The 16,067-nt window shown below is 61.5% G+C and carries 14 protein-coding genes; 2 read left to right on the top strand and 12 right to left on the bottom strand.

What is annotated here, in order from left to right; all coding sequences use genetic code 11:
• Nucleotides 1-2: 2 nt before the first annotated feature.
• Together JWZ97_RS08920 and JWZ97_RS08915 are read right to left on the bottom strand one after the other, a co-directional pair.
• Nucleotides 3-551: an isoprenylcysteine carboxylmethyltransferase family protein gene (locus JWZ97_RS08920; protein WP_205434402.1), complete on the bottom strand. Its 549-nt coding sequence runs from the start codon at nt 549-551 to the stop codon at nt 3-5.
• Nucleotides 548-1,765, bottom strand: coding sequence for an NAD(P)/FAD-dependent oxidoreductase (locus JWZ97_RS08915; protein WP_205434401.1), 1,218 nt, complete (start codon nt 1,763-1,765; stop codon nt 548-550). Before JWZ97_RS08915 ends, JWZ97_RS08920 begins: the two co-directional genes overlap by 4 nt.
• A 479-nt stretch (nt 1,766-2,244) precedes the next feature.
• On the opposite strand from JWZ97_RS08915, the gene JWZ97_RS20240 reads away from it, so the two are divergent.
• On the top strand, nt 2,245-2,805 hold the full coding sequence (locus JWZ97_RS20240) for a patatin-like phospholipase family protein (RefSeq protein ID WP_205434400.1): 561 nt from the start codon (nt 2,245-2,247) through the stop codon (nt 2,803-2,805).
• Here the strand turns inward: JWZ97_RS20240 and JWZ97_RS08905 are convergent.
• Nucleotides 2,739-3,992, bottom strand: a complete 1,254-nt coding sequence (locus tag JWZ97_RS08905) for an IS256 family transposase (RefSeq protein ID WP_205434621.1) — start codon at nt 3,990-3,992, stop codon at nt 2,739-2,741. The genes JWZ97_RS20240 and JWZ97_RS08905 overlap by 67 nt on opposite strands.
• Before the next feature lie 155 nt (nt 3,993-4,147).
• Between JWZ97_RS08905 and JWZ97_RS08900 the strand changes: the two genes are divergently transcribed.
• Nucleotides 4,148-5,752 (top strand): hypothetical protein, encoded by a 1,605-nt coding sequence (locus tag JWZ97_RS08900; protein WP_205434399.1) that lies wholly within the window; start codon nt 4,148-4,150, stop codon nt 5,750-5,752.
• Between the two features lie 358 nt (nt 5,753-6,110).
• Here JWZ97_RS08900 and JWZ97_RS08895 read toward each other — a convergent pair whose 3' ends face one another.
• The 9 genes from JWZ97_RS08895 to JWZ97_RS08855 all read right to left on the bottom strand — a co-directional run bounded on the left by JWZ97_RS08895 (nt 6,111) and on the right by JWZ97_RS08855 (nt 15,794).
• Complete coding sequence (locus JWZ97_RS08895; protein WP_205434398.1) at nt 6,111-6,362, bottom strand: zinc-ribbon domain-containing protein; 252 nt, start codon at nt 6,360-6,362, stop codon at nt 6,111-6,113.
• A gap of 455 nt (nt 6,363-6,817) precedes the next feature.
• Nucleotides 6,818-8,521 carry a hypothetical protein gene (locus JWZ97_RS08890; RefSeq protein ID WP_205434397.1) on the bottom strand — a complete coding sequence of 568 codons (1,704 nt, stop codon included), beginning with the start codon at nt 8,519-8,521 and terminating at the stop codon, nt 6,818-6,820.
• A gap of 655 nt (nt 8,522-9,176) precedes the next feature.
• Nucleotides 9,177-10,034: a beta-ketoacyl synthase chain length factor gene (locus JWZ97_RS08885; protein ID WP_205434396.1), complete on the bottom strand. Its 858-nt coding sequence runs from the start codon at nt 10,032-10,034 to the stop codon at nt 9,177-9,179.
• Nucleotides 10,034-11,245, bottom strand: a complete 1,212-nt coding sequence (locus JWZ97_RS08880) for a beta-ketoacyl-ACP synthase (RefSeq protein WP_205434395.1) — start codon at nt 11,243-11,245, stop codon at nt 10,034-10,036. The genes JWZ97_RS08885 and JWZ97_RS08880 overlap by 1 nt, the downstream gene beginning before the upstream one ends.
• A 60-nt stretch (nt 11,246-11,305) precedes the next feature.
• Entirely contained in the window at nt 11,306-11,908 is a 603-nt protein-coding gene (locus JWZ97_RS08875) for a DUF4410 domain-containing protein (protein WP_205434394.1), read from the bottom strand.
• 46 nt (nt 11,909-11,954) lie between these two features.
• A complete protein-coding gene (locus JWZ97_RS08870) occupies nt 11,955-14,255 on the bottom strand; it encodes an MMPL family transporter (protein ID WP_205434393.1) in 2,301 nt (766 codons plus the stop codon).
• 2 nt (nt 14,256-14,257) lie between these two features.
• Complete coding sequence (locus JWZ97_RS08865) at nt 14,258-14,911, bottom strand: outer membrane lipoprotein carrier protein LolA (protein ID WP_205434392.1); 654 nt, start codon at nt 14,909-14,911, stop codon at nt 14,258-14,260.
• The gene (locus tag JWZ97_RS08860; protein WP_205434391.1) at nt 14,908-15,528 is read right to left on the bottom strand and encodes a hypothetical protein; all 621 of its coding nucleotides are present in this window, start codon (nt 15,526-15,528) and stop codon (nt 14,908-14,910) included. The genes JWZ97_RS08865 and JWZ97_RS08860 overlap by 4 nt, the downstream gene beginning before the upstream one ends.
• Entirely contained in the window at nt 15,525-15,794 is a 270-nt protein-coding gene (locus JWZ97_RS08855) for a phosphopantetheine-binding protein (RefSeq protein ID WP_205434390.1), read from the bottom strand. The genes JWZ97_RS08860 and JWZ97_RS08855 overlap by 4 nt, the downstream gene beginning before the upstream one ends.
• Nucleotides 15,795-16,067: the final 273 nt, after the last annotated feature.

Here is a 16,067-nt window from a genome sequence, read left to right as displayed (position 1 = left end):
GGTCATTGCGGAGGCTCACCCAAGGTGGTCGCCCTGAGTCTCACGGGTAATAGGCGTTGCCAGCCCCAACGCGGCACGGTGCGGCAGTAGTCGGTGTAAGCCGGGCCGTAGCGTTCGCGCAGGCGGGGTTCTTCGTAGCGCACGACCAGGCCGTGCAAAGCGAGCGCGGCGGCTGCCGTGTAAGCGAATAAAATACCGCTGCGAAAATACAGCGCTTCCGCCAGCAGGACCAGCAATACGCTGAGAAACATCGGGTTGCGCGTCCATCGGTACAGCCCGCTCAGCACGAGAGCTTTCGGTGCGTCGAGCGGTGCGGGGGTGCCCTGTCCCCGGACTACGAAATCCCAGGCGCAGAGCGCATAGCCCAAAACGCCGGCCAGCATCAGGAGCCCAGCCGGTAGAGATAGCCAGACATCGTGGGCCAGTCGCACGGGCGCTTGGCGGCTCAGCAGCCAGGCCGGCAGGTAGACCGTCACCGTGCCCGGTACCAGGGCGGTGAAGATCAGAGTCTTGAACGCCAGCACTATGCCATGACGTGCGGAGGGGTTCACGGGCGGTTGCCGGCAAGCACCCTGCGCCGGGACAACAGGCTGTTCTGCAGCTGATTGTCGCCGCTCCACAAGTCGCCGGCCAGAAGGCGCGAGATTTCCTCCTGAGTGTGGGGGTGCTTGTCTGCCTCGAAAAACATGTTGTGCACCATGTCGGACTGATAAAAGCGCTCGACGAAGGCGCGCATGGTGTCGAAGCCGAGCCGATATTCGCTGTCGTCGTCCGCGTGCAGATGCGGGTCGGCTTCATTGCCTTCCTTCAAGGCAACATCCACCCGGTCGGCGATGCGGGCGGCGCTGGTGAAGGCGAGAAACACGCCGGAAGAAAACACCGGGTCGAGGAATCCGGCCGCATCGCCGCAGCAGGCATAGCGCACGCCGTAGCGCTGCTGGTTGGTATAGCTGAAATCCGCCTCGGTGCGTATGGGCGCATAGGCTCGCGCGCCGTCGAGCAGCCGGCCCAGGATGGGCGATTGTTCGACGTAATTTTGAAACAAGGTCTCGACGGCCATGCCGGCGGGTTTCTCCTTCTGCACGACCAAGCCGACGCTTAACCGGCGGCCCGACAGGGGGATGATCCAGAACCAGCCGATGTCCACCACCGGGATGTAGATGTTGCCGGTGCGGAACAGTTCGTCCGCCTCTTCGTTTTGCGCAATGTGCTCGTAGTGGCAGTAGACCGCGAATCGCCCGAGGTTTTCGATGCGAGAGATGCTGCGTCGCTTGCGGCCGAGCAAGGCGCTGCGGCCGGTCGCGTCGACGAAGTAGCGGCTGCGGATGCGGGCCTGGTCGGTGACGACATCGACGGCTGCTTCCGTGTACTCGACCTCCAGCACTTTCTCCCGCTGGCGGGTTTCGGCGCCATGGGCCGCGGCGTTTTCAAACAGCAGCTGGTCGAACGGCCCGCGTTCGATCTGGAAGGTGCGGCGTTGCGCACTCAGGGGAAAATGCATGCGCTGGCCGGTCTTCTCGTCGATGAACACCGCGCCGTTCTTGAACTGGTTGTTCGCGCTCCAGTCTATGCCCAGCCGCTCCACCACCGGTTCGCTGAACGGCAGTTGCGACTCGCCGATGTGGAAGCGCGGATGGCTGTCCTTTTCCAGCAGCAGCACCTTGTGACCATGCTGAGCCAGCAAGGTGGCCGCCGTCGACCCGGCAGGTCCGCCGCCGGCGACCACTACATCGTAATCGAAGGTCTTTCGTGTTGTCGTGGACATAGGGATGGGGTATTTGAAGTGTCGCGGTCGAGACGGTTTATGAAGTTGGAATTCCGCAGCGGCACATCCTTATGAGTGCCTTTCGAGCAGAGCGGTCATGCACATCGGCAGTTTCACCGGTTTAATGTGCTTCTTCGGCGTGGCGGATGATTATAAAGAAGCCCAAGGGAACTTCTATAAATGACGCCGTGAAAAAGCTCGCCTTTGGGGAGGACGAACGGCAACCGATTGATTGTGTGAGTGGTGAGCGCGGTGAACCAAGACGAGTTTAGGGCTAACACAATGAGAGATGATCGTCTTCGACAGCATGACGCCCGTACGAACGTGCCCATTCAGTCGAGGTCACCGTGCTTCATCGGTATACAGGCGGCCGCCGGTTTCTCTGAAAAACGTTCTGGCTATCGCTAGAGCGGCTGTGACAAGATGGCAAAGCCTGCTCTGCACGAACCCATGTCTCAATGCTATAGAGGGAGCCCGCGATGACCGAGACCGACGCCAAACAGAAAAATAGCCCGCCCACCGTTTGTGATGTGATCATGAAAGGAGGAATCACCAGCGGTGTGATCTATCCGAAGTTGATCGGAAAGCTGTCGGAAACGTATCGACTCAAGAATATCGGCGGCACCTCCGCCGGAGCGATTGCCGCAGCCGCAGCGGCGGCAGCGGAGTTTCATCGGCATACCAAAAACACGACAGACGGGTTCGCGGCTCTTAACCAACTGCCGGGCATACTGGGCAACTCGGTCACAACGAAGGATGGAAACCGCTCTCGCTTATTGACGTTTTTCCAGCCCATACCGCAGTTGAAGTCTCACTTTGAAATCTTGCTTAACGCCTTGAACGTCAAGGTGCCGCTGCTAGCAGTCTTGGAAATCGCGTTTCAGGTTCTGCGGCGTTTTCCCCTGCCCGCCGTGGTCGCACTGGTTTTGTCGGCGCTAGAGTTATGGTCAAATCTTGTGTACGGAGATTTTGATCAGGCGGCGATTTTCTCGACGTCTTCCCGTACTCCATCCTTGAAAACAACTCCCTGGATGACCTGAGCCAAACGGGGAATTCCATTCAGTTTTCGCCAGTGTCGCTCGGCACTTTTCACCAGCATGAACACCATCGCTAGGATGCTCTCCCGAGACACACAACCGCGCGTCTTGGCCGTCCTGAGCCTCACCGTGGCGAAGGTGGATTCGATGGGATTGGTCGTCCGTAGGTGTATCCAGTGCTCGGCCGGAAAGTCGTAGAAGGCGAGCAGTTCGTTCCGGTCCTTTTCCAAGCATTGGGCCGCCTGGGGATACTTGGGTCGATACACGGTCAGGAAGTGTTCGAACGCCTTTTCAGCGTCCTCTCGGGTCGCCGCCATCCAGATTTCGTGCAGAGCCGCTTTCGCCTTCGGTTGCTGGCTCTTGGGCAACTTGTTCAAAATGTTGGCCGTTTTGTGAACCCAGCAGCGTTGCGTCCGGGTCGTGCCGAACACCTGCGGCAGGGCTTTCCAAAATCCCAGGGCGCCATCGCCGACCGCCACCTGTGGATCAACCTTTAATCCCCGTGACTTGAGCCCCAGCAGCAGTTCCCGCCAGGATTGCTCGCTCTCCCGATAACCATCGGCTAGCGCGACGAGTTCCTTCTTGCCTTCCGCGGTGGCGCCCATGACCACCAGGATGCATTGCGCCGCATCCTCCAGTCGCACGCCGAAATGGATACCGCCTACCCACAAATACACATACCGCCGGTTCGACAAATCACGGCGCGACCAGCGCTGGTGTTCGTCTTTCCAACCCTCCTTCAACCGGCTAATGGTACTGGCCGATAATCCCGGTGCCTCGTTGCCCAACAACACGGTCAGCGCTTCCTGAAAGTCCCCCGTGGAAACGCCCTTCAGATACAACCAGGGCAGTAACTCCTCCAGCGTTTTCGTTCGCCGCAGGTACGGCGGCAAAATTGATGAACTGAAACGGACTTTGCCTTCCCGATCCCGGACGCGTGGAACCGACACTTCGACATCACCGATACCGGTCTGGATCGTTCGGCCCGGCAGGCGCCCATTGCGAACCATACGGTTCAGACCTTCTGCGGTTTTCTCGTCCCGATAACGCTCCAGAAACGCTGCCACCTCGGCTTCGATAGCCGATGCCAACAAGCGCTGGGCACCTTCTCGTAATACTTCCGTCAGCACATCGTGGACGGCACCAGGCGTACCTGGACTCTTTAACCGAATGACTTTATCGTCACCCATGGCGTATTCGCTCCTCTCGTAGGAATTGATGACCTTGAAGACCATCAAGAATACGCCGCCTACCTCAGCACCTCATCCACAACTTTCGAGCATAACTCTCGGCGCTATTGCCATGGTCCAGTTTTCTGGCCTTAAGCGGTACGGCAGCGAATGCCTTGCTGGGCGCGTTTGTGGTTCTGGCTGAGTGGCTCGTCGTTACTCTGGCGGTTCGCTTATTTTTTCAAGGGAAAATCGAGGCGAGCTCGGGTCTACTCCGCCCCGTCATAATCTGGTTCGTCGCCGGGTTGGTTTTGACCTTTATCACGGCCTGGATATTCAACGCCGGTTCCCTCGGAGTCGCGTTGCTGGCTCTGGATACTTTGGCCTTGACAGCCGAGATAGTACTGTCCGGCGTGCTGGCACTCGCAGCCAGCCTTTACGTGTTCTCGCGCTCCTTGTTGAAAGGACTTGGCCATAACGGCTTTGGCTTTTGCAACGGCCTGACCAACGATGGCGGGCCGGAGGCTCTGACCGACTGGCTCACCGGTTATTTCAACCAGCTTGCGGCTCTCGATCCAACCGACCGCCCCTTGAGCTTCGGCGACCTCTGGCGTGGGTCAAGAAACCTCACTGATCCGCTGCCAGAAGCCAAGCATCGCATCATCAATTTCGAGGCCATGACCTCGGCGGTCAGCCGCAAGATGCCTTACCGCATTCCGTTCACTCGGGACGAAAAAACCTACTACTTCGACCTGGAGGAATGGACGCGGCTGTTTCCCTCATCCGTATTGGTTGAGATGAGTACGCTAGGGCTTGATAAGACCGTAAGCCACCCGGACGATCCGAGTAGAGCGTTATATCGTTTACCGCCCACGGAATTCTGGCCTATCGTCGTTGCGGTTCGTATGAGTCTGTCGTTTCCAATACTGCTGTCGGCCGTACCCCTCTATGCGAGAGATAGGGCTGAAGAGCACTGGTTGCCGAAACCGAATCTAAAAGCTGGCCAGCCTGCGCAGCCGGAAAGACTGAAGAAGGTCTGGTTTTCCGACGACGGCATATCCAGCAATATGCCATTGCATTTCTTCGATGCGTTTTTGCCTAAGCATCCTACGTTTGCGATCAACCTGACGGACAAACATCCGCTGGCAGGGAATTCTGCCGCGCAAAATTCCGCCAGGCCGGGGTATGAAGACTGGCGGGTTTATCTGCCGAAAAACAATAACGGGGGAATACATCGGACTTGGAAGTCGCCGGTAACCGATAGCGTGGGTGGCCTGATGGATTTCTTATTGTCCATCGTCGCGACCATGCAGAACTGGCGGGATGAACTCCAATTCCCCTATCCCGGTTATCGCGACCGTATCGTCCAGATCAGCCAGGCACCGGACGAAGGCGGGTTGAATCTCAACATGCCGGCTGCCGCCATCGATGCCTTGGGCAACGCCGGACAAAATGCGGGGGAAAAGCTGATCGAAAAATTCCAGGTCGGCGGTGGTTGGGAAGGTCACCAAAGAACCCGCTTACGCAGTCTGCTGGCTCAGCTCGATATAAAGCTGGATGACCTCGATGTCGGCACTCTTGCAGACTGGCAGGACCTATTGGACCAAATGGAAAAGAACTCTCCGTACCAGTTCAAAAATAAGGCAGAAAAGGAATTGGCCGACGAAACGTTGAAAAATCTAGTCGAATTGGCCAAGTCTTTGCGAAACCATCCGGAGACCCTGGCCGGGGATTCCGCTCCGCATCCCTTCGCGGAAATACGCATCACGCCCAAGGTGTGAGCCGAGCGCCGCGCGTTGAATAAATTCCCGGCGTGCGGCGTGTCGCTCTACCCAGGAGCCGGCGACCTAAGGGCGCACCTTGTCACCTTCTCCAATCGCAACACGTCGCTTTAGCCGCGACCTTCCCTCTAGGAGTAGGTGACCCGAAGGGCCGGATGACGGGAGAGCTTGAGGGCGGAATAGGGTACTCCCGTATTCCGCCGGATGATTCGGCTCACCCTACGGCGCAATACGGGAGTACGCTGCTGCGCCCGCGGGTTGGAAAAAACAGCGAGGTTAGAAATTTTTATCGTCTCCGCCCCCATGTTTCATGCGGAGTTACCTGGGTTTACGATCGGCACATACCGGCAGCGGTCGTTTATAACAGCAGCCCCATGAAAAAAACGATCACGCTGGGAAAAAGCAGGGCAGCTCCCCACCACGCTCCGGTCACCACGGCAATGATGCTGACGGCAACCATGATCGTACCGATCGCTTGCAGCTTGCCACTCAGGCGGCGTATCGGCGCCTGTTCCACGTTTGGCGCAGACTGCACTGAACTGCCGCAATGCGGGCAGGTCTCGGCACGTTCGTCGAGCTGAGTGGTGCATTTTGGACAGGTACGCGACATGGTTCTTTCCCCCGTTTATCCGGTCTCGCTTGACCCCGAGCAAGGCCTGTATCGCGAGTGAGTGTACGCCGGCACCAGTTTATTCGGGCCGGGTTGTAGACGGAAGAGCGGGTCGCCGATGACTCATACCAAGACGCGGTGTGCTTACCGCCGCCCGCGACACGTTTCCATACGCTTGCTTCCCAAAACGCCGAGATGAACGTTAGTTACTACCCCTGGGTTGCCAAGGTTCCTGGGGCTGCTGTGTATGCCTCAAATTCGGCCAATGCAGACACTGACCTACTCCGGAAAACTGACTTTCGAGAATGACAGCCTCCATGTACCACGAATCAATGCTCCGACCCAAAGCTGCCATTCCCGAGCCAATTTCGAATAGCCTTAACCCGACGCTGATTTTCTAAACGCTCGCTAGTCATCGCCCTTATCGCGCGGCCTGATATGACGGCAAGTGGGACTTATCGAAGAGGTCGGCGGCCTAACTGCAGCTTGTTTCGGAACTCCTGCAAGTCCTCAATGAGAAAGCTTGAGAAGCGCTGGGCATTCCGACGAACCTCTTCGTGTGGCGAACTGCTCGCACGCTCCGTCCAATGCGCGATTCCAGCGACGTATGCTCTATTCATGTGCGACACCGCATCCTTGATGTTGGGGCGAATCGCGATGAATGGAAGCCCGACCATTACGTAGGGCCGCCGTGCGGACGAGCCATAGATATCTCGCTGAGCCAACCACAGGGCCCGAGGCAGGTCCTGGCCAATGTATTGGTCAAACAGGGCCCGACCAATCTCCTGGGCCTCTGCGTCGGTGATGGGGAATAGGCTACCAAGGTAGCCACGCGCGCCGGCAAAAGTCGTTCGCTGACTGAGTTCGTGCCACGACCAGCACGAGTTGTTCACGAACAGCGGCGCCGACTCAGGAGCGAAACCGTGTGAGGCGTATAGCCAAATGCCGTCGTGTAGTCGCATTGCCATCGAGCCGATGACACGGGGAATCCGCTGCTGCGCGACGATGTGGTCTTTGCGGTCAATCGGTCCGCCCATCGCACTCCAGGTGTTGATGGCTGTTCCAACGGGCAACGCGGCTTTGCCCTCTTTGTCACGCCAGTCGACTCCGTCGAGGGAGTGGAAACGGTGGTACTCCATGACCATGAACTTGTCTTCGGACGCATCGTAGCCAATGCCCACCGCTCGGTCGACGACGAGTTTGCGCTGGCGACCGTCGGCGTCCGGGTACTCATACGTGATGCGTTCCCCAGGCGCGTCCCCTGCGTGGGTGGAGAGCACGATGACGTCGTGGGGCAATAGGTCCAGGAGAAACTGGACCCGTGTTTGCGTCGCAGCCGGGCCGCGAACTACGCGCGTCAGCGTTCCGTTCTTGAGCAGCGCTTGATTGATGGCTGGAATCTCCGAGCCTTCGACGGTTTGGGGATCGATGAGCAGGGCAGTCCTCGCACTGCGGTCGGTCTTTTGGGATGCCCACATTCCTTCAATGACCGCTCTCCCGAAGTCCGGGTAGCGGTACATGTGGGTGGTCGTCACCTCGGGTACCGCGATGCCCCATGGGAAGCCGGCAGTCACGAAGAGCACAGTCTTGAACCGCGAGAAGTCCAACTGCCCTAGATGAGCCCGTGCACGCTGGGCGAGCCCGCTGAACCGGCCGGTCAGGTCGCCTCCTTCTCCCAGCGCATATATCTCCTCCAGCCAATTCTCCCGGTCGCTTTCTGCCAGTTCCGTGAACACGGCGAAAGATGCTCCGCAAGCGAATGCCAAATTGCTCGCCACTACCTCAGCCAGTAGGTCGCCGCGCTCGCATGCGACAAGAAGATGAGTTTTCGCCTCGACCAGGTGCAGCGAGGGTGATGTGTCCAAGTCTGGTTGTAACTCGAGGCGTGCAAGGCGGGCCTGGTAGAGGCCGACGCCTAAGTTATCGGGCCCCCATCGCAGAGCACCCTTCGGGCGCTTAACACTGCCGCGCAGCGTTTGAACATGGTCTTCGTACTTGTCCGAGACCGTGCAATTTCTCCACCCCGAGCGGATGGCAGTGGCGGCCGACAGAGGAAGGCCACCAATCAATACTTGCCGAGCACCTGTCATGACCACGGCATTACGACGGCGCACTACTTCATTTTCAGCGTCCGGTCGGGCTATACGTGGACCGTCCATGACTGGCAGATATCGGCCTGGACGCCGGAATAGCGCTGAAACTCGAGCCGCCAACAGTGGGTCGTCTGTAACCAGGGCTGAATGTTCAAAACACGGTATGGTGAGCATTGTGGCAGATGTCAGAAGGCGAAGACCTGCTCAAGATCTGGAACTTGAACCTGAGTAGGAATATGGGGATGACCGCGCGGGCTCTGTGAAAGAGTAACAAAGGCATTTCCAAACGGTGAGTTTGATGCGGCCTTCTTTCCCGCGAACCGCATCGGAGGCATTGCCGAATCGATGGTCCATGGCCTCGAAGCAGTCAGGCATGGATGACCAAAAAAGCCGATTTCACCTGTTGGCATCCATTCTATAAATTCGTCGCTCGAGTCGAATTGGGCGGCTGGTACAAAAAATGGCCGTTATGGCCGATAACCCGACAGATTTCGGGAGCCGCGCATAGGGGGCTATTTCGCCGCCTTTTATCCATGCTGGGGCAAAGAGCTTGAATTTACGACAGCGGGGAAGATATGCCGGACCGTGTATAAAGAATCCCTAAATCTGGTGGTCCGAGAACCCTGGTCGGTTTTTGTGGGAGCGGGCTTTAGCCCGCGAAGATCACGGCCTGAAGGCCGCTCCCACCATGACCTCTGGACCGGGTTAATAACCAGGCGGATTAAATATCCAGCGCGGCGGTCCATCCCGAAGCCGCCGACAGCGGGATTTCCGAAGATCGCCGGGTATTCAAGGCTTCCAGCAAGGGCACGGCAGCCAGCACCGGCGCCTGGCCGCACCAGTCGCGCCATTCGGCGGGCCAGGATGCGTCAGCGTTCGTAGGCTGGGATGAGCGCAGGGAATCCCAGCTTTCCGGCCTGTTTGCCGGAATTCGCTCTCGCTCATTCCAGCCTACATTGACTCCCAGAGGGAGAGGGATAGCCGTTTCGGTGTTCCGCCGCGGTCGGCCGAGTGTGGCCAAGCCGCCGGGAACCGAGCCTGCGGCCAGCGCCAGGGCGGCGGCGAACGGCAGGGTACCGACAGGGGCGGCGAGGTAGTCGGGCCAGCGCTCGTCGTAGCAGACCAGCAAGAGTTCGCCACCCGCGGTTTCCAGCTGGCACCAGCTTTCCACCAAGGCCATGGCGAAACTGTCGTGGCCGGCTCCCATGGCCGTGGCCGGTGCGGTGACGCCGTGCACGATGCTCCAATAGCCGGAAGCGGTGTTGTGCACCGCGTTGTGGAAGGCGGTGGGTGAAATCACGCCGTCGGTTTTGGCCAGTTCCACGCACAACACGTCGGTGATCTGTATCTCTCCGCCCGCGCCGGCGAATACCGCCGGCAAATCGCCGGGCGTCCGGCCGGCATTTCGGCAGGCCAGGGTCGCGGCGCTGAAAGCCAGTTGCGTAGCCTGGCTGGAACGGCGCCTCAGGTTGGCCGGCAGGGTATTGCGGTCTATGTCGGCGCACGGAAAAGGCAGGTGCTCGCGCAGCGATACGTCCGACGTGGCCGCGCCGTATCCAAGAATCGTGAGGGTGTCCATCAGGCCCGCCCTCCCGCTTGCAGCAACACGGCGGCGTTGTTGCCGCCGAAGCCGAACGAATTGCTCAGCACATGGCGCAGCTTCGCGCCCAGGCGCGGCTGGGCCAGGACGTCGATGGCGCAGTTCGGGTCGGGTTCCTGCAGCCCGCAAGTGCCGGGGATAAGTTCCCGTTCCAGCGCCAGCAGGCTGACCACGGCTTCCACCGCGCCGGCCGCGCCCAGGGTATGACCCAGCAAGCCCTTGATGCCGCTGAACGGCACGCCCTGCGGGAACACCTGGGCGATGGCCTTGGCTTCGGCGAGATCGTTCTGCGGCGTGGCGGTGGCGTGCAGGTTGACGTAACCCACGTCGGCCGCTTCCAGACCGGCCAGCTCCAGGGCTCGCCGCATGGCGAGGACGGCGCCGGCGCCTTCGGGATGCGGCGCGCTCATGTGATGGGCGTCGGACGACTCGCCCACGGCCAGGAGGCGCGGCTTGTCCGCATTGCCGGAATGTGTTTTTTCCAGCAGCAGCAAGCCGGCGGCTTCGCCGATGTTTATGCCGCGCCGCCGCCGGTCCATGGGCGCGGCCGGAGTAGGGGAGATCAGTTCCAGGCTGTTGAAGCCGCGCAGGGTCAGGCGGCACAAGGTGTCGACGCCGGCGACCAGCACCGCGTCGCAAAAGCCCGAGGCGATCAGCCGCTGGCCGGCGGCCAGGGCCTTGGCACTGGACGAACAGGCCGTGGAGATGGCGTAACAGGGTCCGCTCAGGCCCAGTTCGTCGCGCAGAAACTCGGCGGTCGCCTGCGGGGCGTGCCGGGTCATGAAGTGGAAGTCTTCCGGCATATGGCCTTCCCGCAGCAGACGCACATAGGCGACTTCCGAGTCGTAGATGCCGGAGGTGCTGGTGCCGAGTACCACGCCGACCCGCTCGGTACCGTAACGGTTCGCTGCGTCTTCGACCTGCGCGCGGAACCCGTCCTGGTTCAAGGCTTTCAAGGCCAGCCGCGCATTGCGGCAGTCGTAGCGGCTGAGCTGCGGCCGGATGGCAGGCAACTCCGTACGTACCTCGCCGACCATGGTCTCGAAAGGCAAGGGGAACAGTTCGATGGGACCCAGCCGGCAAACATTGTCTGCCAATGCCCGGTATAAGGCGTCCACGTCGTCCCCGGCGGCGCTGACGCACTGGTAGGCGGCCACGGCGACGGGAGCAATACGGGGAGAGTTCGGCATTCAGGGGAACAGAGCGAGTGGACGGGTACTTTCGGGCGTCCTTGCCCTGTCGGCAGCGGGTTATTCGGCAGATACGGCCGAGGCTTCTTCCGTGGGCGGCAGCACCGGGCCGCCGACCGCCTGCTTGTAGTTGTTGATGACGTAGACCGCCAGCGCGTTGGCGATACGGCCCAGCATGGCGTTGTCGTTGCCGCCTATGGTAACGGCTCCGGCCATCGCCGAGGACTTGGAGTAGAACTCGGGGCTGGCGACCAGCTTGCCGGTTTCCTTCTCGGTGATCCTGGCCTTCAGGATGACGGCCGAACTGCCGGCCATGGCACCGGCGAAGAAACGCTTCGCGCCGCCGACGAACTTCAATTCGGTGACCGTGGGCTCGATCCGCAGGGTGCGGGCGGGACTTTTCGCCGGCTGGGCGTTCCATTGCTTGAGTCGGGCGCCGAGCTTCTCATCCAGGTGCTCCTGTATCTTGGCCACCGCCGCCGTCTGGGCGGCGACTTCCGCACTGCCGGCCTGGACGGGCGCCAGTTCGTAGCGGCTGAAATCGGAAAACTTCGCGGTCGGTGCCGGGTTGGATTCGGCCGTGGGCTTGATGTTGGTCGCGCAGGCGGTGAGCAGGAGCAGGGATGCCAGGATAGGCAAATGCAGGAATGAGCGGATGGTCATGGCGATACGTTCCTTGAATGTCGGTGGAAGCGGAATTGTACCCGTATCAGGCCGTGCCGGTCCTATCGGCCCGTATCAGCAAGGGACACAGCAGGAAGCCCAGCACGATGCCCAGGGTCACGGCCCCGGCCAGGATGCGCAGGGTGGGGTTTTCCGCCAGCCCCAAGGCGGCGAAGGAAACGGCGGTGGTGAGCATGGAGGGAGCGATGGCCTGATAGGTGGCGCGGATGTCGCCGCCGCCGTTGTCGAGGAAGAAGATACCGTAGTCCTCGCAGATGGAGACGGCCAGCAACAAACACATCAGGTGCAGGAAACTGACTTCCTGCCCCAGGGCGGCCCAGGCGGCGAATAGCACCAGCCCTGCGATGGTCGCCGGGAACAGGCTGAAAAAGGCCTTGCGGGCCGCCCGGTAGCGCAGCCAGAGCAGGGCGTAGATGCCCAGCAGGCCCCAGCCCAGCAGGGTGAATGAGCGGTCGCGGTATCGTTGGGCCAGGCCGTTCAGCAGATCTTTCTGGCTGAAATAACGCACCTCGGGCAGGTTTTGCAGGGCTTGAGTCACGGCGGCGGGTTCGTGGGCACCCAGCCAGATGACCAGGGCCGTGCCGCTCGTTGTCTGCAGAATCTGACCGGACAGGATTTGCCGGACGTTATCGCTCAGCAGGCTAGCGGGAGCGGCGGCGTCTTGCGCCGGGGCCAGCCGGCCCAGTTTGTCCACCGCAAGGCCGGCTTCGGCCAGCGCCTTGCGCCAGGCCGGGGAGAAATCGCCTTCCACCGCTGCCGCATAGGCAGAGGCGTTGGCTGTTTGTAAGTGCGACGAGACCAGCCAGGGATAGAGGCCGAAATAATCTTTCAATTTGCCATCGCTCTTGAGTCCACGCAGCACGCGCTCGGCCACCTCGGCATGTTCCAGCGCCGAATCCAGGTCGCTTCCTTTTACCAGCACGAAGCGGCCCGGCTCTATGCCGCTCAAGCCGTCGCGGATGGCCTTGTCCTGCTGCTTCAGTTCGCCCATCTCCATGGTCAGCTTGGAAAGATCGTCCATCCAGCGCATGCGGGGCAGGAGTGCCACGGCGCCGCACAGGCCGATCACCAGCAGCGCGGACAGCCAGATGCGGCGGCGCACGCAGAAATCCATCCAGCCGTTCAGGCCGGGAATATGGGGCGGACGCAAGGCTGTCGAGGTCAGGAGCGCGGGCAGCACCCAGCGGGTCAGCAGCAGGGTGGCGCCCAGGGCGGCCGAGGAGAACACGGCGATCTGCTGGAAGCCTGGAAAGCCCGCGAATCCCAAAGCCACATAGCCCAGCACGGTGGTCAGAGAGCCGACGAACAGGCTGGGCCAGACCCGGCGCACCGCCTCGTCCGGTTCCTCTCCGCGGAACTGCGCGGTGTGGGCCAGCACGTGCATGGGATAGTCGATGCTCACGCCGGTGAGCGTGGAGCCCAGGGCCAGGGTCAGGCTGTGCACGAAACCGAAGGTCCAGGCGGTCGCCAGCGTGCCCACCCCATAGGAGGCCGCCACGATCAGCGAGACCCAGGCCAGAGCCTTGAGCGAGCGGAACAGGACGAGAAAGATGGCCACCACACCCACGGTCGACACCGCCGACACCAGGGCCACGTCGCGGGCGATCTGATCGTGCGCGACCACGGTGAACACCGGCACCCCGGTCATGGCCAGGGTGTAGTCCCTGTTGACGTTCAGGCGCTCGAAGCGGTCCCGGATGGCCGATTGCAGGCGGGCCTGGGCCTCGGTATCCAGCGACGGCGGGCGCGACTGCAATATCAGCCCGGCGAATCCTGCCCGTTCGCCTGCCGGCTGCGCCCGGTCCTGCAGGCCGCGGAAGGCCTGCAGCGAGAGCAGCAGCGGGTCCTGTTTAGCGATTTCCTTGACCCAGGCGCCTTCCGGCCCCAGCAAGGCCCGCTTGAGCGCGAACGCCCGTTCCCTGGTTGTCGTGGGGTCGAATAGCCGCGCTTTTTCCGTTTCCGGATCGAGGCTGAACATCCGGCTGCCGTGGGGAGCGTAGGACTGCACGGCCGCCAGCCATTCGTCCGGCGCCCGGTCGGCCTGCCAGACTCGCTCCACGGCGGCTTCCTGCGCCAACTCCCGCACCAGTTCCCGGCCCAGGGCGTCGGCGCCGGCGGCGTTTCCATGCGTGGGCCGGACGGCGATCAGGTAACGCCGGGAAAGCTCGCCGGATTGTAGGAAACTCGCCAGAAATGCCGCATCTTCGCTCTCCACGGCGGTGAAGAAGGCGTTGAGGTCGGTCTCCACCCGCACTTGCAGCCAGATCGCGGCCAATAGCAAGGGCAGCAGGAGGAAGAACAGGCGCTTGCGCCAGCGGGCCGGCAAGTTCAGTTCCCCTTGGCCTCGGACAGCAGGCGGCGGATGGCGAGTTCGATCTCGGGGCCCGCGCGTCCCTGCTCCATGGCGTAGTCCGTCTCTTCGCCGTCGGCCTGTACGATGTGGACCTGCCGGCGGCTTTTCCGCTTTTCGTCGCCGGAGATTTCGATTCGCGCGGGGGCTCCGCCCTGAGCCGGCGCCTTGGTCGCGAGCGCCAGCCGCCAGCGGCCGGCCTGGTTATCCGAACGCAGTGAGTAGAGGGGGGCGAGTTCCTGGCTGCGGCCCTGCACGATGGCGCGGAAGGCCTTGATCTGCTCGCCCATGGGGCCGGCCTGGGACAGCGCGGCCGATTGTCGCCTGAGACTGGCGGAGTCGTAGTAGTACAGGCTATCGCCGGCGATGGCCATGATCAGCCGCTCGGGTTCGATCTGCAGTTTGACCAGCGTGCCTTCGGGGGTGGAGTACAGGTAGCCGGAGCCTTTCCAGGGCCGGTCCATCAGCTCCAGTTTGCGGGTTTCCCGATAGCGGAATTCCAACGGGGCGGATTGCGCGAACCGGGCGAGCAGGTCTTCGGCGCTCGGTGCTTCGCACGAGCCTGTCCCGGGCAGGCCAAACGAGAGCAGGAGCGCCAGCAGGGCAGGCTTCAGCCGCTGCGTCGTCTTCATCCGCGCAGTTCCCGGAATACCTTGTGGCCGTCCCGCATCATCACCTTCAGGCTGTCCACAGGATGCGGTATTTCCAGGTCCGGGAAACGGATAGGCCGGTAAATCATTTCGCCCAGGGCCAGGCCTCCCATGAGCAGGTAGACGATCACTCCGGTGTAGAGTGTCCAGAGGCGCTCGTCCGCATAGGCCGCCAACAGCACGCAGACGGCCGCGCTGGCAGCGAAAAAAGCGGTCCAGATCTGGGTGAGCCGGTACAGATAGTCGGCGATGCCCGGCTGGAATTCGGGAAACTGCAGCCGCACCAGGCGCTCGATCAGGCTGGGCGGATGCGCCAGCGTATGGCCGAACAGCCAGGCCAGGGACGCATAGACCAGTGCGGGTATCAGGCGGGCGGTGAACGCTTCGGAATAGACGGCCCCGAGCGCCAGCAGGATCGCCGAGCCGCCGTGGATCCAGCGTCGAGCGGGTGCGCCGGCGCGCAGCGCACGGCCGAGCGTGAGGCAGGCAAACAGCAGGAGCACGGCCCGGCCGTAACCCTGCCCCATCAGCCAGCCGCTCAAGAACGGATAGCCGAGGGCCAACAGGATGATCAAGCTGACAGGGAGTCGCCGGTTCACGCCACCGCGCCACGGTTCGCCGCGACGAATTCCGCCAACGCGCGGAGGGAGGCGAATATCTGCAGGTTGCGGTCGTCGCCCGCGCTGATATGCACGCCGTAGGTACGGTTCAGCAACACGCCGATCTCCAGCGCGTCGATGGAGTCCAGTTCCAAGCCGCCGCCGAACAAGGGGGCATCGGCATCGATGTCGTCCACGGAGATATCTTCCAGGCGCAAGCCATCGATTAGCAGTTGTTTCAATTCCAGAATCAGGTTTTCAGGCATATCGGTCTATGCAATCACTTCGTGGGCCCGGTCAGTTCCAGCAGGCGAACGTTCGGCGCCATGTCCGGGGCCGAGGTGTGCAATGAACTTCCGGGTAACGGGTTGGGGTCTATCGGGCGAGCCCGATCGTTAGGTTTCGGGGCTACACCGGGTTTACCGGGCCGCTATTGTACACGCTCGTCCAAGCGGGCAATGACGGAGCCGTCCACTTGAGGGAGCCTCTTCAGAGTGCGACGACCGCGTCGCAGGACTTGGAGACCGGCGGTTTGGAAT

The organism is Methylococcus sp. EFPC2, assembly GCF_016925495.1.
In the GTDB taxonomy this organism is placed as follows: domain Bacteria; phylum Pseudomonadota; class Gammaproteobacteria; order Methylococcales; family Methylococcaceae; genus EFPC2.
The sequence above is the reverse complement of the archived record's forward strand: the minus strand, read 5'-3'. Positions and strand labels throughout refer to the sequence as shown.

Coding starts and splice junctions, on each gene's coding strand:
- JWZ97_RS08915 (WP_205434401.1), bottom strand. CDS start 1,765: ATGTCCACGACAACACGAAAGACCTTCGATTACGATGTAGTGGTCGCC.
- JWZ97_RS20240 (WP_205434400.1), top strand. CDS start 2,245: ATGACCGAGACCGACGCCAAACAGAAAAATAGCCCGCCCACCGTTTGT.
- JWZ97_RS08905 (WP_205434621.1), bottom strand. CDS start 3,992: ATGGGTGACGATAAAGTCATTCGGTTAAAGAGTCCAGGTACGCCTGGT.
- JWZ97_RS08895 (WP_205434398.1), bottom strand. CDS start 6,362: ATGTCGCGTACCTGTCCAAAATGCACCACTCAGCTCGACGAACGTGCC.
- JWZ97_RS08890 (WP_205434397.1), bottom strand. CDS start 8,521: ATGGACGGTCCACGTATAGCCCGACCGGACGCTGAAAATGAAGTAGTG.
- JWZ97_RS08885 (WP_205434396.1), bottom strand. CDS start 10,034: ATGGACACCCTCACGATTCTTGGATACGGCGCGGCCACGTCGGACGTA.
- JWZ97_RS08880 (WP_205434395.1), bottom strand. CDS start 11,245: ATGCCGAACTCTCCCCGTATTGCTCCCGTCGCCGTGGCCGCCTACCAG.
- JWZ97_RS08875 (WP_205434394.1), bottom strand. CDS start 11,908: ATGACCATCCGCTCATTCCTGCATTTGCCTATCCTGGCATCCCTGCTC.
- JWZ97_RS08865 (WP_205434392.1), bottom strand. CDS start 14,911: ATGAAGACGACGCAGCGGCTGAAGCCTGCCCTGCTGGCGCTCCTGCTC.
- JWZ97_RS08855 (WP_205434390.1), bottom strand. CDS start 15,794: ATGCCTGAAAACCTGATTCTGGAATTGAAACAACTGCTAATCGATGGC.